Raw genomic sequence first — 19844 nt, forward strand, 5'->3', positions numbered from 1 at the left:
CCAAGCCGTCCGCGCTCAGCCGGCCGGGCAGCTGGCCGGCTGGCCGGCGCCGAGCGCGCGTCCCGCGGTGGCGATGTCGCTTGCCAGCTGGCCGAGCGCGCGCTGGTGCCCCTGCACCAGCGCGGCGTAACCCGGCCCCACCGTTTCGCTGATGCGGCTGCTGCAGGTCAGTGCGGCGGGGTGTTCGCCATGCAGCAGGCGCATGCTCCACACCGCCTCGATCAGCGCATAACTGCCGGGCTGCGAGTCGAACCGGCGAAGATCCAGCGTGATCCGCAGTCGCGGCTTGTCACCGCCGGACAGGCCGCTGACATCCTGGCTGCGCAGTTCACGCGCCAGATCCGCCGACAGCGCACTGCGCACCTCGTCGCCGAGCGGGGCGATCCAGCGTTCGCTGCCCAGCAGGGCTACACCCTGCCCGCCTTCACGCACCACCAGCTGCGGCTGGTCGACCTGGGCCGGCACGCTGACCGGCAGCAGCTCGAACGGCAGCGACGGCGCCTGCGTGCCGGCATCGACCACCGGCGCATCGGCCGGCGTCACCAGGGTGTAGTAGTGCAGTGGCGCCGAGGCACAGGCGGCCAGACCCGACAGGGTCGCCGCCACCAGTAGACAGCTGGCGATCCGGTTCATGGCTTGCTCCCTTGCTGCGCCGCGGGGGCCGGCGCGGCGACGCCGGCCGGTTTCGGGTTGTCCGGTTTCGCATCCCCGCGGCGGCCACGAAGCAGCGCCTCCGGGTGACCGCCCAGATAATCGGTGAGCACGCGCAACGAGCGCGCCATGCGCTGCACCTGCTCCAGCGTGGCGCCGAGGTTCTGCTGCAGCGGCGAGTCGCCGGACAGCGCATCGTTGGCCGTGCCCATGGTCTTCTGTACGCCCTGCAAGGTGCTCTTGAACTCGGGCAGGGTCTGCCCGTTGACCTGCTTGAGGGTGGCGTTGAGGCCAGCCAGGGTCTGGTCGAGGTTCCGGCCGATGCTGTCGAGCGGGATCTTGTTGATCTTGTCGACGATCTCGGCCAGCTGTTCCTGCAGCTTGTCGAAGCTGCCCGGCACGGTGGGAATGGTCAGCGGCTTGGCGGTCGGGTCAAACGCGACCTTCGGTACGTGCGGCACGAAATCCAGCGACACGTACAACTGACCGGTGAGCAGGTTGCCGGTACGTGCCTGCGCACGCAGGCCCTTGCCGATCAACACGCCCATCAGCTGCGACAGGTCGGGGTTTTCACCGCGCTCGCGGGCCATCGCCTCGAGCTTGTCGTACGCTCCGCCGAGCCGCCGCGGATAGACCAGCGCCCCCACGATCACCGGAAAGTGCTGGGTCTTCTCGTCATAGTCCAGCTTGAGTGACACCACCTTGCCGATGTTCATGCCCAGGAACTCCACCGGCGCATCCACTGCCAGCCCCCGCACGGACTGGTCGAAGCGCATGCGGATGTAGTGCGGCTCGCCATCCGGCGGCGCCATCGCAGTCGTCTCGTCATTGAACAGCTGGTAGCTGGTGTCCTCCGGCGCGGGCGTGCTGTCGTGTGGCCCGCGCGGATCCTGGAACGCGATGCCACCGGCCAGCACCGAGGCCAGCGACTGGGTGTTGAGCTTCAGGCCGTTGGCGCCCACCGACAGATCGATCCCGCTGGCATTCCAGAAGCGCGAGGAAATGGTGACGAACCGGTCGTTGGGACCGTCCACGAAGAAATGCAGCGAGACGCCCTTGCCATCCTTGTCCAGCTGATAGGAGACCACCCGGCCGACCTGGATGCGCCGGTAGTACACCGGCGAGCCGATATCCAGCGAGCCGAGGTCCTCCGCATGCAGCACGAAGCTGCGGCCCGGCGCGCCGTGATTGACCGCCGGCGGTGTCTCCAGTCCCTTGAAGTGCTCCTCGGGCTGGTTCGAGTCGCCGACATCGGCACCGATGAACGCCCCCGACAACAGCGTATCGATGCCCGAGATGCCGCCCAGCCCGATGCGCGGGCGCACCACCCAGAAGCGGGTCCCCTTGGTAGCGAAACTTTCCGCGCTCTTCTCCAGTGCCACGGTGACCAGCACGTGGCTGCGATCGCTGCTGAGGCGGATCTTGTGCACCCGGCCGATCACCACGCTCTTGTATTTCACCGGGGTCTTGCCCGGATCCAGTCCCTCGGCACTCTGGAAACTGACGGTGACCTGCGGCCCGGCCTGCAGCCGGTTGTTGATCACCAGCGAAAGGCCGACCAGCGCGGCCAGCGCCGGCACCAGCCAGATCAGCGACGCGTTGAATCGCCGGTGCACCACGACCGGCTGCGGCAGCTCGTCGCCCGTCGGTCCGTTCGCTCCGGTGTTGCTGTCGTCAGTCATCTATGTCCCTGCCATCCCAGATCAAACGCGGGTCGAAACTCATCGAGGCCAGCATGGTCAATACCACGGTCAGGCCGAAAAAGATCACGCCGGGCAACGGTTCGACCCGGCTCAGGACGCTGAAGCGGACCAGTGCGGTCAGCAGCGCCACCACGAACACGTCCAGCATCGACCAGTAACCGATGAACTCGACCAGCCGGTAAAGCCTGGCCCGCTGCAACCGCGCCCAGTCGCTGCCGCGATGACAGCTCAGCAGCAGCGTGCTCAGCACCAGGAACTTCAACATCGGCACCAGGATGCTGGCGGTGAACACGATGACGGCCAGATCCGGCGAGCCCTTGACCCACAGCTCGACCACCCCGCTGAGGATGGTGTTGTCGTCGATGTCGTTGAGGCTGGCCGTGCGCATGATCGGCAACAGGTTGGCCGGGATGTACATCAGGAACGCGGCGATCAGCAGTGCCCACGTGCGCGAATAGCTGGCCGGCTTGCGCCGGTGCAACCGCGAGCCGCAGCGCGGGCAGGCCAGCGCGGAGTCGTCGTCGCCGAGCGTGTCGTGGCTCACCAGGTGGCATACGCGACAACCGATCACACCCAGGTCGACCGCCCGCGGCAACGTACTCATGCGGGGCGCTCCGCGGTGGTGTCCCACAGGCGGCGCACGTCGACGCTGGCGAACACGGTGATCATCAGGGTCAGCAGCGCATACGCATAAATGCCCGGGTCCGGTGTCACCTCGAAATACACGCGCGCCTTGACGATCGCCACCAGCGCGCCGAGCACGAACACCTCGCTCATCGTCCACGGCCCCAGGTAATGCATCGTCACCATGATCGGCACGAAGCCCGGCGCCCGCCGTCCATCGCGGGCAAACCAGTAAAGCCAGCCGAACGACAGCATCTTGATCAGCGGAAAGAAGAACAGCGTGGCGGCGGCGATCACCGCAACCACCTGCGCCTGCTGCTGCCACATCGTGATGATCGTGCCCCACAACGTGGCGCTGCTGTACTGCCCGTTCAACCCCAGCGTCACGATCGGCCACAGATTGGCCTGGGTGAATGCGATCATCGCCGTCAGCACCAGCGCCAGCAGCGTGTTCGAGCTCATGCCGTGGTGCCGCTCCAGCACCGCATGACAGCGCGCACATTGCGCCACGTCGCCACGCGACAGCCTGCGCCGACGGTAAACCGTGTCGCAGTGTTCGCAGATCAGCAGTGGTTCGGGTGAGCTCGTGCCCATGCCTTCGGGGTCTGATTCCAACATGACGATGGATGGATTCTCGCAAATCCATCGTGAACGCGCTGGTCTGCTTGATATGCTGGCCGGCGCCCTGATCTGAAACCGGGTATTCGCCGAGCTGGAGTTTTCCGTGACCGATGCCACCACCCCTCCCGATGTTCTGGCCCATGTCTTTGACGTGGATCAGCAAACCTTTGAAGCCGACGTATTGCAGGCGTCCCTGACCACGCCGGTGCTGGTGGACTTCTGGGCCAGCTGGTGCGAGCCATGCAAGACCCTGGGGCCGATGCTGGAAAAGCTCGCCGCCGAGTACAACGGCGCCTTCCGGCTGGGCAAGGTCGACGTCGACAGCCAGCAGGAACTGGCCGGCATGTTCGGCATCAAGAGCATCCCGACCGTGGTGCTGGTCAAGGACGGCCAGGTGCTGGACGGCTTTGCCGGCGCACTGCCGGAAGGCCAACTGCGCGAATTCCTGTCGCGCCACGTGCAGCCGCTGGAAGCGCCCGAGGCAGCCGCCACCGAAGTCGCGGCGGAGACCCCCGAGCAGGCGATCAACCGGTTGCAACAGGCGATCGCCACCGCGCCGGACAAGCCCGAACTGAAACTCGAACTGGCGCTGGCGCTGATGCAGGGCGGCCGCACCGAGGCCGCCGAAGTGGAGCTGACCGCGCTGCCGGCCAACCTCGCCACCGACGCGCGCGCCCAGCGCCTGCGCAGCGCGCTGGATCTGGCGCATGCCCTGAAGGACGCACCCGAGCTGGCCGAGTTGCAGCAGCGCGTGCAGGCCGATGCCAGCGACTGGGCCGCGCGCGACCAGCTCGGGGTGCGTCTGCTGCAGCAGGGCGACGCCGAAGCCGGCCTGGAACAGTTCCTCACCATTCTGCAGAAAGCGCGCGAGTGGAACGACGGCCAGGCGAAGAAGCGCCTGCTCGCCGCCTTCGCCACGCTCGACGATGCCGAGCTGGTCGGCCGTTATCGCCGCCGCATGGCCTCGATGCTGTTCTGAGCGGACGGCCCGGCCGTCACGGCGAGGAGCCGCGCTGGCCGGCCATCCATACGCGCACGTACGTTCGGGTATGCTTGGCCGGTCTCTCCTTGCCGAACCCCTTCCCATGCGTCCCAGCACCTTCCGTCACCTGCTCAACCTGTGGCCGCCGTTCCTGTGCAACTCGATCCGCCTGCAGTCGCTCAGCGACGACTGGACCGAGGCCAGCGTCGTGCTGCGGCTGCGCCCGTGGAATCGCAACTACGTGCGCAGCCAGTTCGGCGGCAACCTGTTCGCGATGGTCGACCCGTTCTGGATGCTGCTGGTGATGCACCAGCTGGGCAACGACTACTACGTGTGGGACAAGGCCGGCGCGATCGACTTCGTGGCACCCGGCCGCGAGGACGTCTACGCCCACTTCAAGCTGGAGCCGGCCGTGGTCGACGAGCTGCGCGCGGCGGCAGCCGGCGGGCAGAAGGTGCTGCGCTGGTTCGAGACCGAGGTGAAGACCGCCGCCGGTGAACTCATCGCCATCGTGCGCAAGCAGGTCTACGTGCGGCTGAAGCCGAAGGCGCGCTGAGCCCCGATCTGGATCGTGGGAGCGGCTTCAGCCTCGATGCTCCTGCCCGGAATCATCCAGAAGCCAACACCTCAGCTGGCTGAAGCCTCACTCCTGCTCGAAGCGGGATATTTCGTCGAGCGTCGCTGTGGCCTTCTGGATACTGCGGCCTGCTGCATTGTCTTCAATCCGGCGTGCCATGCCCGCGCGACGCATCAGCCAGACCACCAGAACGACAATCACCACGCCGACCAGACTGCTGCTGATCGACCAGTAGAAAAATGTTCGCGACCACAGATCGATTCCGTACCATGCCAGATTCATCCACACCACCGGAATCCAGACGAAGCAACCGAGGATGGCGTTCACTGGCGCCTCCACCCGCACGCGCCATGCACGAAGGTCAGCCAGCTGGCGCTGGATCTGCAGCACCGGAGCGGCGTGGTCGATCCGATGGATCAGATACAGGTTCCGCGCAGCAAATGCGGTCAGCAGCACTCCGTACAGAAGCACCAGCAAACCACAGATCAGAAGATGCATGACGTGCCAGTGCGTGGCCCAGAACGCGACCGCCACACCGACCAGCAACAAACCCAGCAGCATCTGGATCGCCTGTCCCCAGACCAGCGGCCGCAATCCGCGTCGCAGCTTGTCCATCCGGCCATCGCGGAACAGTTGCAGGTTCAGCGCGTACTGCTTGTCCAACCGGCGATCAAGCGCCTGCCAGGCCAGTTTCATCTCGTCGAGTTCCATGCTCATGCTCCGATGGCTACCGCGCCGGTCATCTGCCCACGCAGTTTCTGCTTGATGCGACCGATCTTGGTCGCCACGTTGGTTTCGCTGATGCCCAGGATCTCGGCGATCTCGGCGTAGCCGCGGTCCTCCAGGTACAGCAGGATCAACGCCCGGTTCAGTGGGTCGAGCTGGCCGATGAACGCATACAACGCGCCCAGCCGCTCATCGGGCTCGGGCATGGCCTCGCCACCGCCGACCGTCTCCAGGTGATGTGCCTGCAGCGGCTCGAAGCGGTCGGCCTCCGACCAGCGCTGCCGCCGCAACTGCGAAATCGCCACGTTCAACGCGATCCGGTACAGCCACGTCGAGAACTTCGCCTGCCGCTCGTCATACCGCCCGAACGAGCGCCACAACTGCACGCTGATTTCCTGCACCAGATCCTCGCGGTCGGCGGCGCTGCGGCTGTACAGCCCCGCCACCTTGAACACGATCCCCCGATGCTCGTGCAGGAGCGCCTGAAAACATTGCTGGTGTTTCCCCGATGTCATCGCCGGCCGCTTTCCCAGGTGATCCACCCCATGATTCGCAGGCTAAGGGAAAAAATCACAGTGACGACGATTTGCCGATGGCGAGACCGCCCCGAAGCCCACTCCTCCACGACGACGGGGCACGGCATCTGCCGCCGCTTCGACCGCGACACGAAAGCCGTCAACTCCGATCGCAACGCATCGCAACAAGGCCCCGCGTTCGCAACGCCCCGCCAGCCCCCCTACAATCCCTCATCATCAGACACTGAAAACGGATCCCGTCCCCATGCGCCAACTGCGTGTCAAACGCTACCTGCTCACCGGCCTGCTGACCTTCATCCCGTTGTGGGTGACCTGGCTGGTGTTCAAGTTCGTGCTCGGCATGCTGGCCGGCATCGGTGCCCCGCTGGTCGGCGCGATGATCGGCGCGCTGTCGCTGATCGCTCCGAATGCCGCCGCCGCGCTCAAGACCGAGTGGCTGGTTTTCATCGTGGCGCTGCTGATCACGCTGGCGTCGCTGTACCTGCTCGGCTTCATCGCCAACCGGGTGATCGGCCAGCGTTTCATCCATGCATTCGACCGGGTGCTGGCACGCATCCCGCTGGTGCAGACCATCTACGGTGGCACCAAGAAGCTGATGGCGGTGCTGCAGAACAAGCCCAGCGGCATGCAACGGGTGGTGCTGATCGACTTCCCGCGACGCGGCATGAAGGTGGTCGGCTTCGTCACCCGGGTGATGGTCGAGGAAGGCAGCGGCCGCGAGATGGCCGCGGTCTACATCCCGACCACGCCGAACCCGACGGGCGGTTATCTGGAGCTGGTGCCGGTGGACGAACTGACCCCGACCGACTGGACCATGGATCAGGCGATGGCCTTCATCATCTCCGGCGGCGCGGTGGCCCCCGACACCCTGCCCGCCTCGCCCGCGCGCCTGCCTTCCGACCGCCCGTAGCGGAGCGCCCTGCGCAAAGGAGGAGTTCCGGCCACGGCGCCACCCCCTGACCTTTGACACTGTTTGACCCGTGACGTTTGACCTAGCGTAATCCGGCGTGGTTGGGCCCTGAGGGGGAGATTCAGGTGCGCAGCCAGTCAAGCACGACCGTACTCGCCCGACGGGCGACATCATCATATTTGAGGGAAACCCATGACCAAGCAGTATCTGAAGCCGTTGGCACTGGCACTGGCCGTAAGCGCCGCCCTGACCCTGAGCGCCTGCGGCAAGCACGAGGCGGCCAACACCGGCGCGCCGGCCAGTACCGGCACCGCACCGGCCGCCAGCAGCACCACCGCGGCGGCCGACCTGGGCAAGAGCATCTTCGACGTCAGCGAGCTGGATCCCGCTGTCAACGCCTGCCAGGACTTCAACGGCTTCGTCAACGCGAAGTGGGTTGCCGCCAACCCGATCCCGGCCGACCGCAGTCGCTGGGGCGCGTTCGACCAGCTGGCCGAGGACAGCCTCAACACCCAGCACAAGATCGTCGAGGATGCCGCCAAGCAGGCTACCACCCTGCCGGCCGGCTCGATCGAGCAGAAGATCGGTTACATGTTCCAGTCCGGCATGGACGAGGCTGCCCGCGAGAAGGCCGGCTTCGACCCGATCAAGCCCAAGCTGGACGCGATCAACGGCCTCAAGAACGGCCGCGACGTCGCCGACTACCTGACCAGGAGCTTCACCGAAGGCGACATGCAGGTATTCCAGTTCGGCTCCGGTGCCGACTTCCAGCACGCCGACATGCAGATCGCCTACACCTTCCAGAGCGGCCTGGGCCTGCCGACCAGGGACTACTACCTCGATCCGAAGCATGCCGAAGAGCGCAAGGCCTACCTCGGCTACATCGCCAAGAGCCTCGAGCTGACCGGCGTGTCCGAAGCCGACGCGAAGAAGCAGGCCGACCAGGTGATGGCGTTCGAGACCGAACTCGCCAAGGCCTCGCTGGCCCCGGTCGAGCTGCGCACGCCGGAGAACCAGTATCACTTCGTCAGCGTCAAGGATGCGGACAAGGTCACCCCGCACTTCAACTGGGAGAAGTTCTTCGCCGCGCAGGCGGTGACCGTCGACAAGGGCTTCTCGCTGTCGCAACCGAAATTCTTCGCCGAGTTCGACAAGCTGCTGGCCAGGGCGCCGGTGAGCCAGTGGCAGGCGTACCTGCGCTTCCACACCATCGACGATGCTTCGCCCTACCTGACCAAGGCGTTTTCGGACAACAAGTTCGACTTCTACGGCAAGACCCTGTCCGGCCAGCCGGAGCAGAAACCGTTGTGGAAGCGCGTGCTGAGCACCGTCAACGGCGGCATGGGCATGGCGCTGGGCGAGCTGTACGTCAAGCAGGAGTTCACTCCGGAAGCCAAGGCGCGTGCACTGGAACTGGTCACCAACGTTCGCAATGCGCTGAAGGCGCGCATCGAGAATCTCGACTGGATGAGTGCCGAGACCAAGGCCAAGGCAATCGACAAGTGGAACACCTTCCTGCCCAAGATCGGCTACCCCGACAAGTGGCGTGACTGGTCCGGCCTCACCGTCACGCCGGACAACTTCTATGCGAACGTCATGGCCGCCGGCAAGTTCAATTACCGCTACGACCTGGACAAGATCGGCAAGCCGACCGACCGCAAGGAATGGGGCATGACGCCGCAGACGGTCAACGCCTACTACAACCCCACCGACAACACGATCAACTTCCCGGCCGCGATCCTGCAGCCGCCGTTCTTCAACGCCAAGGCCGACGACGCGATCAACTACGGCGGCATCGGCGCGGTGATCGGCCACGAGGCCAGCCACGGTTTCGACGATGAAGGCAGCCAGTTCGACGGTGCCGGCAACAACAAGAACTGGTGGAGCAAGGATGACCGCGCCAAGTTCGACGCACGCACCGACAAGCTGGTGGCGCAGTTCAACGACTACACGCCGATCAAGGACAAGCCGGATGCGCACGTCAACGGCAAGCTGACCCTGGGCGAGAACATCGCCGACCTGGGTGGCCTCAATGTCGCCTACGACGCCCTGCAGACGGCACTGAAGGCGCATCCGGAAGAAGCCGGCAAGAAGATCGAGGGCTACACCGAGGACCAGCGCTTCTTCCTGAACTGGGCCCGGGTGTGGCGCGGCAGCGTGCGCGAGAAGCAGGCGCTGCTGTATCTCAATACCGACCCGCACGCACCGGCCTCGCTGCGCGCGATCGGCGCGCCGTCGAACATGCCTGCGTTCGCCACGGCGTTCCAGTGCAAGCCGGGTGATGCGATGGTCCGCCCGGCCGACAAGCAGGTGAAGATCTGGTAAGCCGCCGGCGCCGTCGGCCGCGATTCGTCACGGACTGAAAGCCAGGGCCCCGCATGCGAATGCGGGGCCTTTTTCGTGACGCGGATCGAGCCGCCGGAAAGCGCCGGATCAGTCGGCCGGCTTCAGCCCGCCGACCAGGGTCGGCAGCAGCTCGGACACGGTGGGGTGGATCGGCACGGCCCACTGCAGGCTCTCGTAAGGTTGATCGGCATGCATCAGGTCGAGCACGCCATGGATCGCCTCGTCACCGCTCATGCCGAGGATCGCCGCGCCCAGGATGCGGCGCGTCTGGGCATCGGCCACCAGCTTCATGAAACCCTGCGTCTCGCCGCGCTCGACCGCACGGCCGACGCGCGTCATCGGCCGCGTGGATACCAGCAACGGGCGGCCCGTGGCACGCGCCTGGGCGTCGGTGAGCCCGGCACGCCCCAGCGGTGGGTCGATGAACAGCGCATAGCCAGGCACCCTTTGCGACACGCGCCGTTGCGCACCGTCGAGCAGGTTGGCGGCGATGATCTCGTAGTCGTTGTAGGCGGTGTGGGTGAACGCGCCGCGCCCGTTGCAGTCGCCCATCGCCCAGATGCCGGGCACGGTGCTGGCCAGCACGTCGTCGACCACGATGTAGCCATGTTCGTCGGTGGCGACGCAGGCATGCTCCAGGCCGAGGTCGTCGGTATTGGGCCGCCGCCCCATCGCCAGCAGCACGTGGCTGGCCGGCACCTCGGGTGCGCCCTCGCGACACTCGACCCGCACCGCGACGCCATCGGCATGCGGCGCGAAGGCGATGCAGTTCGCGTCGGTACGGATCGCGATGCCCTCGGCCTCGAGGATGGCGCGGATCGCGGCGGATATATCCTCGTCCTCGCGTGCGATCAGGCGTGACTGCCGCTCCACCACGGTCACCTGCGCACCGAAGCGGCGGAACATCTGCGCGAACTCCAGTCCGATGTAGCTGCCGCCGACCACGGCGAGGTGACGGGGCAGCGTGTCCAGTTGCAGGATCGACGTGTTGGTGAGGTAGTCGATCGTGTCGAGGCCGGGCATTTCCGGTACCAGCGCACGCCCACCGACATTGAGGAAGATGCGTGGCGCGCTGATCGCCTGCTCGCCGACGCGCAGCGTATCCGGCGCCTCGAAGCGAGCGTGGCCGCGCAGCAGGCTGAGTCGCTCCATGCCACCGAGCCAGCTTTCGAGATTGCCACGCGCGTTCGTGGTCACCGTCCGCGCCCGCGCCATCACCCGCGGCATGTCGACGTCGACCGTACCTTCCACCACGACGCCATAATCGGCCGCGCGGCGCGCCATGTGCGCGACCTGCGCGCTGGCCACCAGCGCCTTCGTCGGCATGCAGCCGGTGTTGACGCAGGTGCCGCCGACCAGATGCCGCTCGACCAGCGCCACCGTCATGCCGCTGGCCGTGAGCCGGCCAGCCAGTGACGGTCCGGCCTGGCCGGCACCCACGATGATCGCGTCGAAGACGCGGCTCATGGCAGCATCGCCATCATCGGGATCGCGCCACCGATCGCCTCCGTATCCTCCAGCAGGGCCACCGGGCGATCGCGACCGAAGTGCGCGGGCACCTTGCGGCTCGGCGTCGAGGGCAACTGGTCGGTGATCAATTCACGCAGCGCGAGCGCGAAAAGGACCCATGGCGAGTAGTACCAGCTGAGGAAGGCCAGCGGTGTGGCGGCCAGATGCAGGGCGCCCCACTGGGCTGCCCGGCCCGGTACCGCCGGCGCCGTCATGGCACGCAAGCCCGCAACGACGCCGACGAGCAGTGCAGCGAGAACGAAGATCATGGAGCGGTTCCTCCGATGGCTGGCGACTGCGAACGACGTCTCACCCCAGCATCAGCGGGCCGCCGCGCCTGGACCGCCGTGCGGTTGTGGAAGGAATGTTGCATCGCGGGCAGGACACCGTGTCCTGCCCGCTGCAATTCGACATGTTGCCGCCTTCCGGGTCTTGAACAAAAGCGGACGGACCGCCTGGAACAGGCCGACTGGCCAGGCATGCCCCGCGACGGCGGCCTCCGGCCCGTCCGATACCTGGCCCGACCCATGGCTTCCCGCGGTAACGACGACCTCACTCGCACGCAAAGTTATTGCAAATCATTCTCATTCTTAATATCGTGCATGTCGACCGCAGCCCGTTCGCCAGCGAACACACGCTGCGGTGCCGACGAATCCCGCTTGTCGCTCCTGCCTGCCCGCACCCTCCCGCGGAGCGGTCACGGCGCGGGAACGGCGCTGACCCGAAATCCTGCATCCAGCCAATGCGAAACATCTGCATCCGCCAGACCCGCCAGGCCCTGTCGACCCGCAACTCTTCACCAACGGAATCCCCATGGCCTTCATCAACAGCCGCAAATATCCCGTCACCGGGCGCAAATCGCCCACTAGCTGCAGCATGGCGAGCGCCGCCACCCTGCTGGCCGGCCTGGCACTGGCCGGTCCTGCCGCCGCTGCGGACATGCCGGCGGCGACCGGCACCACCGACGCGCAGATGAGCCACGCCAGCAACCTGCCGGGCATCAAGGTCGAGGCCAGCATCTCCGGCGATTATCGCGTCGACACGCTGTCGTCGCCGAAATTCACCCAGCCGCTGCTGGATACCACGCAGACCATCAGCGTGATCGGCAGGGAACTGATCCAGCAGCAGGGCGCAACCACGCTGACTGACGCCTTGCGCAACAGCCCCGGCGTGGGCACGTTCTATGTCGGCGAAAACGGCAGCACCTCGACCGGCGATGCCATCAGCATGCGTGGCTTCGATACCTCCAGCAGCATCTTCGTCGACGGCGTGCGCGACACCGGATCGATCAGCCGCGACGTGTTCAACATCGAGCAGATCGAGGTGACCAAGGGCCCCGACGGCACCGAGTACGGCCGTACTGCCCCCACCGGCGCCATCAACATGGTGAGCAAGCAACCGCAGCGGGGGCACAGCCTGTCCGGCTCGGTCGGTTACGGCAGCGGTTCGCACCGGCGCGCCGTTGCCGACTGGAACCAGAGCATCGGCGGCAACGCCGCCTTCCGCCTCGACGTGATGGGCCAGGACAGCGGCGTCGCCGGCCGCGACAAGGTCGAGAACGACCGCTGGGGGATCGCCCCGTCGCTGGCGTTCGGCCTGAATACGCCGACCCGGCTCTACCTCGATTTCCTGCACGTGAAGCAGGACAACGTGCCTGACGGCGGCGTCTCGACCATCGGCCTGCCCGGTTACAGCAGCCCGGACCCGACCCGCCCGTTCATCACCGAGGCACCGAGGGTCGACCCCGACAATTTCTACGGCACCCGCCAGGATCATGAACATGTCACCACCGACATGTTCACCGCGATCGTCGAACACGATGTCTCCGGGAATGTCGCCCTGCACGACACCTTGCGCTGGGGCCGCACGCGCCAGGATTACCTGCTGACCTCGTTCACGGCCACCGCGGCGAACCTGCTGACGCCCGATCCCGCCGACCCGTCCAGCTGGACGCTGGCGCGCAGCAATCCGAATTTCAAGCACCAGAACAATCGCATCATCACCAACCAGACCAACCTCACCGCAAACTTCGGCAGCGGCGCGATCACCCACAACCTCAGTGCAGGCATCGAGCTCACCCAGGAAAAGGCCACCACGCTCGGCCTCGCCGCACTCGATGGCAGCACCTGGCCGGCGGCCAATCTCTATCATCCCGATACCCGTGCCGATGGCCTGATCTACGGGGAGACCGGCGCCTACGGTAACGGCACGACCGACACGGCCGCGGCCTACGTCTTCGACACGATGAAATTCGGCGCGCACTGGCAGATCAATGCCGGTGCACGACTGGACCACTACCGCACCGAATTCAGCAGCACCGATCTGTGCGGCAGCCGGCGCGGCCCCGCCTGCGGCAGCAACCCGGTGGGCACGGTATTGCCCAGCGTCGATGCACGGCTCTCGGGCAATCTGCCCAGCTACAAGCTCGGCGTACTGTACAAGCCGGCAGCCAACGGCAGCCTCTACGCCAACTTCGCCATGTCGCAGGAGCCGCCGGGCGGCAGCACGCTGACGCTCAGCAACTCGGCCAACAGCGCCGACAGGCCCGACCTCGACCCGCAGAAGGCACGCACCGTCGAAGTCGGCACCAAGTGGGACCTGCTGGGCGAAAGGCTGCTGCTGACCGGCGCGCTCTACCGCACCACCGTCAGCAACGATCTGGTGCAGGATCCGACCGACGGGCTGTATTACCAGGTCGGCAGGAAGCGGGTGCAGGGCATCGAGATCGGCGCCGTCGGCAAGCTCACCGAGCGCTGGGCGGTGAGCGCGGGCTACACCACGATGGACGCCAGGGTCGTCGACGGTTCGGCCGTCGCCAGCGACGGCTCCCGCGACCTCGCGTACACGCCGAAAAGTGCATTCACCGCCTGGACCACCTACCGCCTGCCGTTCGACCTCACCCTCGGTGGCGGCGCGCGCCATGCCGGCGAAATGAAGCGAGGCACCGACGGCGCCATCGGCACCCCGGCCCATACCGATGCGTACTGGGTGTTCGACGCGATGGCCAGCTACCCGGTCAGCAGGCACCTCAGCCTGCAACTGAACCTCTACAACGTTTTCGACAAGAGCTACGTCGCCGCCATCAACAAGAGCGGCTACCGTTACACGCCGGGCACACCGCGCTCGGCCATGCTCACCGCCAATATCCGCTTCTGACGACGGCCCGCTCCCGCCGCTCTGGCGGGAGCGGCAGAGGCCTCTTCACGGGAATTCGCCATGCTGCTGCACATTCCGGATGTTCTCAGTCCTGCACAGGTCACCAGGATGCGCGACGCACTGAACGCCGCCGACTGGACCGACGGTCGCGAAACGGTCGGCGCGCAGGGGGCCCGCGTGAAACGCAACCAGCAACTGCCGGATGGATCGCCGCTGCGTCGGGAACTGGGCGAGGTCGTCAGCTCGGCGCTGGCGAAACATCCGCTCTATCACGCCGCGACCTTGCCGCTGCGCATGCTGCCGCCGCGCTTCAACCGCTACCGCGGCGGCGGCCACTACGGCTTCCATGTCGACGGCGCCGTCATGGCGCTGCCCGCTGAGGCCGGCCAGCTGCGCGGCGACATCTCCTGCACGCTGTTCCTCAGCGAGCCCGATACCTACGACGGCGGCGAGCTGATCGTCAGCGACACCTACGGCGAGCACGAGGTGAAACTGCCGGCCGGCGACCTGATCGTGTACCCCTCCAGCAGCCTGCATCGGGTGCAGGCGGTCAGTCGCGGCACACGACTGGCCGCGTTCTTCTGGGTGCAGAGCCTGATCCGCGACGACGGTCAGCGGCGATTGCTGTTCGAACTGGACACCTCGATCCAGCGCCTGACCGGTGCCGACCCGGACGCGGTGCTGCAGCTGACCGGCGTGTACCACAATCTGCTGCGCCGATGGGCCGAAACCTGAGTACGACCGGTCTGCACAGGCCTTGCCTGCAGCCGGATCACCGTGGCGAAATGCACGAATCCGCGCCGAGCGGTTCCCACTGGGCGCTGTGGGGCGGATAATCGTCGGCCCTCGAAACAACACGGCTGTGCAATGTTCGTACCTGGTCAACGCTGGATCTCCTCCGCCGAACCCGAGCTCGGTCTCGGCACCATCCTGCGCGTCGAAGGACGCGGTGTGCAGGTGCTGTTCGCCAAGGCCGGCGTGCTGCGACCGTACGCTGTCGACTCGGCGCCGCTGCTGCGCGCCGAATTCCGCGCGGGCCAGCGGGTGGCCGGCAAGGGCATCGCGTTCCTGGTCGAGCGGGTGGAGATTCGCGACGACTTGCTGATCTACCGTGGCGAAGGTCGCGAGCTGGAAGAAGGCCAGCTCGACGACGAGCAAAGCGTGAGTCAGGCCGACGACCGTCTGATCGGTGGCCGCACCGATGCGGTGGCGCATTTCGAGCTGCGCCTGGAAGGCCTCAAGCGGCGTGCGGAAGCACGCCGTTCGCCGATGTGGGGACTGGGCGCCGCGCGGATCGGGCTGGTGCCGCACCAGCTGCGCGTGGCTGGCATCGCCTCCGCCCGTCGCCCGCCACGGGTGCTGCTGGCCGACGAAGTCGGTCTGGGCAAGACCATCGAAGCAGGCATGATCATCGCCCGCCAGCTCGCCACCGGTCGCGCCTCACGGGTGCTGCTGCTGTTGCCCGACACCCTGGTCTACCAGTGGTTCGTCGAACTGTTGCGGCGCTTCAACCTCAGCTTCGCGATCTATGACGAGGAGCGTTGCGAGGCGCTGACGCAAGACGACGATGATTCGTCCGCCGACGCCGGCAATCCGTTCGAGGACGAGCAACTGGTGATCGCCGATTTCGGCTTTCTCGAGAGCTCGCCGAAGTACGCCAGGCAACTGCTCGATGCGCCGTGGGACCTGCTGGTGGTCGACGAAGCGCATCACCTGGCGTGGTCGCCGGAAGCGGCCAGCCCGCGCTACACGATGGTGGAACAACTGGCCGCGGCGATCCCCGGGGTGATCCTGCTTACCGCCACGCCGGAACAACTGGGCCGCAGCGGTCACTTCGCCCGCCTGCGCCTGCTCGATCCGCAGCGCTATCACGACCTCGATGGCTATCTCGCCGAAGCGGATACCTACCAGACCCTGTCGCAGATCGCCGACAAGCTGCTCGACGGCGAGGCGCTGGATGACCTGCAGCGCGCCACCCTCGCCGACGCCTTCCACGGCGACCCGACGTTGACCGCGCAGCTGGCCGACTCGAGCAAGCCGACCCACGCGCGCGAACTGCTGGCGGCACTGATCGACCGTCACGGCACCGGCCGCGCGATGTTCCGCAACAATCGCGCCGGCGTCGGCGGCTTCCCCACACGCCTGCCCGAGTGGCATCTGCTCGATGCCGACACGCTGGAGGAAAGCACGCGCCAGGCGCTGCTGGCCGAATTCCATGCCGACATCCAGCAGCCACCGGCGCTGATCGAGGTCGACTACAGCGTCGACCCCCGCGTCGACACCCTGATCGCCCTGCTCGATCGGTACCCGCAGGACAAGTTCCTGCTGATCTGCCGCAGCCAGGCCAAGGTGCTGGCGCTGGAGGAAGTGCTGCGCACACGCAGCGGCGTCGGCGTGGCGCGTTTCCACGAAGGCCTCGGCATCGTGCAGCGCGACCGCAACGCCGCCTACTTTGCCCAGCCCGATGGCGCCCGCCTGCTGCTGTGTTCGGAAATCGGCTCGGAAGGGCGCAACTTCCAGTTCGCCCACCGGTTGATCCTGTGGGACCTGCCGCTGGATCCGGATCTGCTGGAACAGCGCATTGGGCGACTCGACCGCATCGGCCAGAAGCACGACATCAACATCCATATCCTGGCCGTGGCCGACAGCGCCCAGCACGTGCTGGCACGTTGGTACGACGAGGGCGTCAACGCGTTTCGCTCGAGCCCCGCCGACGGTCGCGAGCTGCTGCGTCGCTACGGCGAGCCGCTGACCCGGCTGGCCGAGGAACATGCCCGCGGCGTCGACAACCGCGACCAGGAACTGGACGTGCTGCTCGCCGAAACCCACGCCAGTCACGAGCAGTTGGCCGAACTGATCCGCGGTGGTCGCGACCATCTGCTGGAACTGGCGGCCAGTCGCGACCTGCACGCCGACGAACTGCAGCAGGCGTTTGCCCGCGAGGACAACGATCCGGGCCGCGATGCCTTCATGCAGCGCCTGCTGGAGGCCTTCGGCATCCATGCCGAGGAACTCGGTGCCCAGGTGCTGCTGCTCGATCCGCAATACCTGTCCACCGACGCCCTGCCCGGCTTTGCCGAAGGCCCGCAGTCGGTGACGTTCGCGCGCGACGTGGCGCTGGCACGTGAAGACCTGCCGCTGCTGCGGCTCGATCACCCGCTGATCGCCGGCGCGATGGACCTGGCCCTGTCCGGTGAACAGGGCAATGCGGCGTTCATGGTCGACGACGTGCTGCCGCCGCGCACCGCACTGCTGCAGGCCGTGTACGTGCTGGAGTGCGTGGCCGATCGCCGGCTCGATGCCGAGCGCTTCCTGCCGACCCTGCCGATCGTGGTCACGGTCGATACGCGGCTGGCCGAACGGGCCGACTTCGTGCCCAGCGAGATCGCCTTGCGCAAGGCCGCCGACCGCAACATCGAAGTGGCGCGTTACCGCAAATTCCTCGGCAAGCTGGTCCCGCCGATGCTGACCCGGGCCGAGGTGCTGGCCACCGCGCGCGGTCAGGCCAGCATCGAGGCCGCACTGGACGTGGCCACCGAGACGCTGGACGCCGAACTGTCGCGCCTGCTGGCGCTGCGCGCGGTCAACCCGTCGATCAGCGACACCGAAATCACCGCGGTGACCGACGAACGCACCGCCCTGCTGGCGGCCCTGCCGCAATCGCGCCTGCGGCTGGATGCGGTACGCTTCGTGGTCAGCGCGGACTTCCTGGCGCTGCGCTGATCGCTCAGCGCATCAGCCGCCGCTTCGGCTTGATCGGAAGCCGTCCGCGCCAGTACTCGATCAGCACGATGCCGCCCAGCATGCCGCCCAGGTGGGCGAAATGGGCGACACCGGCCTGGGTCCCGGTCACGCCCATCACCAGCTCCACCGTGGCGTAACCGATCACGAACAGCCACGCCGGCATCGGCACCGGCAGGAAGATCAGCATCACCTTCTCGTGCGGATACAGCATGCCGAATGCCAGCAACAGGCCGAAGATCGCACCCGACGCACCCAGGGTGGGATAGAAGCCGTGGGTGAACCAGTGCACCACGATCAACTGGGCCACCGCCGCCACGATCGCGCAGACAAAATAATAGATGGTGAAATTGCGCGCGCCGAACGTGCGCTCGATCGTGCCGCCGAACATGTACAGCGCAAACATGTTGAAGAGGATGTGGGTCACGCCGCCATGCATGAAGGCATAGGTGACCAGCTGCCAGGGGCGGAAGCCGATCGACACCAGGCCTTGCGTCGTCTGGAAAATCTGGTCCGGTCCCCACGGCCACAGTGCGAAATATTGCAGCAGGGCATCACCCATGACCTGTTGCAGCAGGAATATGACGACGTTGGCGATCAGCAGGTTGCGCGTGACGGGCGGCAAATCAAAAGGCATCGGGCGATTTCCGGGAGATCAGTGACAAGCGTAACGGTGATGGCTGGATATCGCCATGCAACGGCAGCAGGCAGGCAACGCCTTACGTGACCCTGCCCGCGGAGAATCGTTCATCCAGCATCGGCAGACATGGCGGGTGAAAGCGGGAAAAGCAAATGAAAAAGCCGCCTGCGGGCGGCCTTTTCAGGGACTTAGCGACTGGCGACTCAGCCCTTGTTGACGACCAGCGCCATCGCCTCCGGGCGCTTGGCACCGGCGAAACGCTTGGCCCAGTAGCCCGAATCCAGGCTGGAAATCTCCACCGACTTGCCGGTGGTGGGCGAATGGATGAAGCGGCCATTCGAGATGTAGATGCCGACATGCGAAATGCGCCGCCTGCCGTGGGTATGGAAAAACACCAGGTCACCGGGCTTCATGTCGGCGCGCTTGACCTTGAGTCCGGCCAGGAACTGCGCGGCGGAGTTGCTCGGCAGCTGCATGCCGATCGCATGCGAGAACACGTAGCGGACGAAACCACTGCAGTCGAAACCGGTGGACGGATCATGTCCGCCGCGCACGTAACGGATGTCGCGCAGGCTCATGGCCGCCGCCAGCAGCGCCTTGCGCAGATCGGTGATGTTCCGGGTACCCGCGGCATCCGCCTGGCCACCGCCCGTCTGCACGGCTGCCGTGGAGTCGACCGCGGTGCTGCGGTTGCCGGACGTGCTGTCTGCCAGCAGGGCATCGACATTGCCCGGGATGATCGACTGGCCCAGCATGGGTGCCGGATTGAACACCGGCAGCTGCTGCAGCAGTTGCGAAGCGACGTTGGCGATGACCGGAGAATCGACGGGGGTTGCGCTATCGGGCGGGTTGTTTGCGGCGTGGAGCGGACCCGACAGGAGCAGCACTGAGAAGAGCGCGGCAATAGCGGTCAATCGCTTGATGGGCATGCGGGGTAAAATCCGTTGTGTTCACAGGATTGGCCGCCCGCAGAAGCTGACGACGTGATAGCGCAGCAAAATTAGCAAGAAGGCGCCGCCCGCATGTTGGATTGAGGTTAACTAAACCCTGTCGTTTCGAAAAACCATGATCGCTCGCACATTTGATGCTTGGAGCAAGTTCTTGCCATCGAGTTCAGTTGAC

17 protein-coding genes are annotated in these 19844 nt (G+C 66.2%); 7 read left to right on the top strand and 10 right to left on the bottom strand.

The features are described from left to right. Positions 1–15: 15 nt before the first annotated feature. The 4 genes from ACFPPA_RS12410 to ACFPPA_RS12425 are packed head-to-tail and all read right to left on the bottom strand — an operon-like array spanning position 16 to position 3572. Positions 16–633 carry a PqiC family protein gene (locus tag ACFPPA_RS12410; protein ID WP_377320296.1) on the bottom strand — a complete coding sequence of 206 codons (618 nt, stop codon included), beginning with the start codon at positions 631–633 and terminating at the stop codon, positions 16–18. Next, positions 630–2333, bottom strand: a complete 1704-nt coding sequence (locus tag ACFPPA_RS12415; RefSeq protein WP_377320298.1) for a PqiB family protein — start codon at positions 2331–2333, stop codon at positions 630–632. Before ACFPPA_RS12415 ends, ACFPPA_RS12410 begins: the two co-directional genes overlap by 4 nt. Next, the gene (locus ACFPPA_RS12420) at positions 2326–2958 is read right to left on the bottom strand and encodes a paraquat-inducible protein A (protein ID WP_377320300.1); all 633 of its coding nucleotides are present in this window, start codon (positions 2956–2958) and stop codon (positions 2326–2328) included. Before ACFPPA_RS12420 ends, ACFPPA_RS12415 begins: the two co-directional genes overlap by 8 nt. Next, on the bottom strand, positions 2955–3572 hold the full coding sequence (locus tag ACFPPA_RS12425) for a paraquat-inducible protein A (protein ID WP_377320302.1): 618 nt from the start codon (positions 3570–3572) through the stop codon (positions 2955–2957). The genes ACFPPA_RS12420 and ACFPPA_RS12425 overlap by 4 nt, the downstream gene beginning before the upstream one ends. 130 nt (positions 3573–3702) lie before the next feature. Here ACFPPA_RS12425 and trxA point away from each other — a divergent pair, with 130 nt between their 5' ends. Further along, positions 3703–4578: a thioredoxin gene (gene trxA / locus ACFPPA_RS12430; protein WP_377320304.1), complete on the top strand. Its 876-nt coding sequence runs from the start codon at positions 3703–3705 to the stop codon at positions 4576–4578. 106 nt (positions 4579–4684) lie between these two features. Further along, positions 4685–5137 carry a DUF4442 domain-containing protein gene (locus tag ACFPPA_RS12435; RefSeq protein WP_377320306.1) on the top strand — a complete coding sequence of 151 codons (453 nt, stop codon included), beginning with the start codon at positions 4685–4687 and terminating at the stop codon, positions 5135–5137. Between the two features lie 87 nt (positions 5138–5224). On the opposite strand, the gene ACFPPA_RS12440 is transcribed toward ACFPPA_RS12435, so the two are convergent. Beyond that, a complete protein-coding gene (locus tag ACFPPA_RS12440) occupies positions 5225–5869 on the bottom strand; it encodes a hypothetical protein (RefSeq protein WP_377320307.1) in 645 nt (214 codons plus the stop codon). Positions 5870–5871: 2 nt separating this feature from the next. Then, on the bottom strand, positions 5872–6399 hold the full coding sequence (locus tag ACFPPA_RS12445; protein ID WP_377320309.1) for an RNA polymerase sigma factor: 528 nt from the start codon (positions 6397–6399) through the stop codon (positions 5872–5874). Positions 6400–6664: 265 nt separating this feature from the next. On the opposite strand from ACFPPA_RS12445, the gene ACFPPA_RS12450 reads away from it, so the two are divergent. Further along, positions 6665–7330, top strand: coding sequence for a DUF502 domain-containing protein (locus ACFPPA_RS12450; protein ID WP_377320311.1), 666 nt, complete (start codon positions 6665–6667; stop codon positions 7328–7330). A gap of 192 nt (positions 7331–7522) precedes the next feature. Beyond that, on the top strand, positions 7523–9655 hold the full coding sequence (locus tag ACFPPA_RS12455; protein WP_377320313.1) for a M13 family metallopeptidase: 2133 nt from the start codon (positions 7523–7525) through the stop codon (positions 9653–9655). Positions 9656–9763: 108 nt separating this feature from the next. On the opposite strand, the gene ACFPPA_RS12460 is transcribed toward ACFPPA_RS12455, so the two are convergent. Together ACFPPA_RS12460 and ACFPPA_RS12465 are read right to left on the bottom strand one after the other, a co-directional pair. Further along, positions 9764–11143, bottom strand: coding sequence for an FAD-containing oxidoreductase (locus ACFPPA_RS12460; RefSeq protein WP_377320315.1), 1380 nt, complete (start codon positions 11141–11143; stop codon positions 9764–9766). Next, on the bottom strand, positions 11140–11454 hold the full coding sequence (locus ACFPPA_RS12465) for a hypothetical protein (protein ID WP_377320316.1): 315 nt from the start codon (positions 11452–11454) through the stop codon (positions 11140–11142). The genes ACFPPA_RS12460 and ACFPPA_RS12465 overlap by 4 nt, the downstream gene beginning before the upstream one ends. A 544-nt stretch (positions 11455–11998) precedes the next feature. On the opposite strand from ACFPPA_RS12465, the gene ACFPPA_RS12470 reads away from it, so the two are divergent. The 3 genes from ACFPPA_RS12470 to rapA all read left to right on the top strand — a co-directional run bounded on the left by ACFPPA_RS12470 (position 11999) and on the right by rapA (position 18064). Further along, positions 11999–14341, top strand: a complete 2343-nt coding sequence (locus ACFPPA_RS12470; RefSeq protein ID WP_377320318.1) for a catecholate siderophore receptor Fiu — start codon at positions 11999–12001, stop codon at positions 14339–14341. A 60-nt stretch (positions 14342–14401) separates the two neighbouring features. Then, the gene (locus tag ACFPPA_RS12475; RefSeq protein WP_377320319.1) at positions 14402–15076 is read left to right on the top strand and encodes a Fe2+-dependent dioxygenase; all 675 of its coding nucleotides are present in this window, start codon (positions 14402–14404) and stop codon (positions 15074–15076) included. 132 nt (positions 15077–15208) lie between these two features. After that, complete coding sequence (gene rapA, locus ACFPPA_RS12480) at positions 15209–18064, top strand: RNA polymerase-associated protein RapA (protein ID WP_377320321.1); 2856 nt, start codon at positions 15209–15211, stop codon at positions 18062–18064. 4 nt (positions 18065–18068) lie between these two features. On the opposite strand, the gene ACFPPA_RS12485 is transcribed toward rapA, so the two are convergent. Continuing rightward, positions 18069–18719 carry a rhomboid family intramembrane serine protease gene (locus ACFPPA_RS12485; RefSeq protein ID WP_377320323.1) on the bottom strand — a complete coding sequence of 217 codons (651 nt, stop codon included), beginning with the start codon at positions 18717–18719 and terminating at the stop codon, positions 18069–18071. A 206-nt stretch (positions 18720–18925) separates the two neighbouring features. Then, on the bottom strand, positions 18926–19651 hold the full coding sequence (locus tag ACFPPA_RS12490) for a C40 family peptidase (protein WP_377320325.1): 726 nt from the start codon (positions 19649–19651) through the stop codon (positions 18926–18928). Between the last annotated feature and the right edge of the window lie 193 nt (positions 19652–19844).

It is taken from the genome of Rhodanobacter ginsengisoli (assembly GCF_042657065.1).
Taxonomy (GTDB): domain Bacteria; phylum Pseudomonadota; class Gammaproteobacteria; order Xanthomonadales; family Rhodanobacteraceae; genus Rhodanobacter; species Rhodanobacter ginsengisoli.

What these genes read in the sequence shown, in the direction of transcription:
- ACFPPA_RS12440 (WP_377320307.1), bottom strand. Translation starts at nt 5,869, where the DNA reads ATGGAACTCGACGAGATGAAACTGGCCTGGCAGGCGCTTGATCGCCGG.
- ACFPPA_RS12475 (WP_377320319.1), top strand. Translation starts at nt 14,402, where the DNA reads ATGCTGCTGCACATTCCGGATGTTCTCAGTCCTGCACAGGTCACCAGG.
- ACFPPA_RS12460 (WP_377320315.1), bottom strand. Translation starts at nt 11,143, where the DNA reads ATGAGCCGCGTCTTCGACGCGATCATCGTGGGTGCCGGCCAGGCCGGA.
- ACFPPA_RS12425 (WP_377320302.1), bottom strand. Translation starts at nt 3,572, where the DNA reads ATGGGCACGAGCTCACCCGAACCACTGCTGATCTGCGAACACTGCGAC.
- ACFPPA_RS12420 (WP_377320300.1), bottom strand. Translation starts at nt 2,958, where the DNA reads ATGAGTACGTTGCCGCGGGCGGTCGACCTGGGTGTGATCGGTTGTCGC.
- ACFPPA_RS12485 (WP_377320323.1), bottom strand. Translation starts at nt 18,719, where the DNA reads ATGCCTTTTGATTTGCCGCCCGTCACGCGCAACCTGCTGATCGCCAAC.
- ACFPPA_RS12415 (WP_377320298.1), bottom strand. Translation starts at nt 2,333, where the DNA reads ATGACTGACGACAGCAACACCGGAGCGAACGGACCGACGGGCGACGAG.
- ACFPPA_RS12490 (WP_377320325.1), bottom strand. Translation starts at nt 19,651, where the DNA reads ATGCCCATCAAGCGATTGACCGCTATTGCCGCGCTCTTCTCAGTGCTG.
- ACFPPA_RS12455 (WP_377320313.1), top strand. Translation starts at nt 7,523, where the DNA reads ATGACCAAGCAGTATCTGAAGCCGTTGGCACTGGCACTGGCCGTAAGC.
- ACFPPA_RS12470 (WP_377320318.1), top strand. Translation starts at nt 11,999, where the DNA reads ATGGCCTTCATCAACAGCCGCAAATATCCCGTCACCGGGCGCAAATCG.
- rapA (WP_377320321.1), top strand. Translation starts at nt 15,209, where the DNA reads ATGTTCGTACCTGGTCAACGCTGGATCTCCTCCGCCGAACCCGAGCTC.
- ACFPPA_RS12435 (WP_377320306.1), top strand. Translation starts at nt 4,685, where the DNA reads ATGCGTCCCAGCACCTTCCGTCACCTGCTCAACCTGTGGCCGCCGTTC.
- ACFPPA_RS12465 (WP_377320316.1), bottom strand. Translation starts at nt 11,454, where the DNA reads ATGATCTTCGTTCTCGCTGCACTGCTCGTCGGCGTCGTTGCGGGCTTG.
- ACFPPA_RS12445 (WP_377320309.1), bottom strand. Translation starts at nt 6,399, where the DNA reads ATGACATCGGGGAAACACCAGCAATGTTTTCAGGCGCTCCTGCACGAG.
- ACFPPA_RS12410 (WP_377320296.1), bottom strand. Translation starts at nt 633, where the DNA reads ATGAACCGGATCGCCAGCTGTCTACTGGTGGCGGCGACCCTGTCGGGT.
- ACFPPA_RS12450 (WP_377320311.1), top strand. Translation starts at nt 6,665, where the DNA reads ATGCGCCAACTGCGTGTCAAACGCTACCTGCTCACCGGCCTGCTGACC.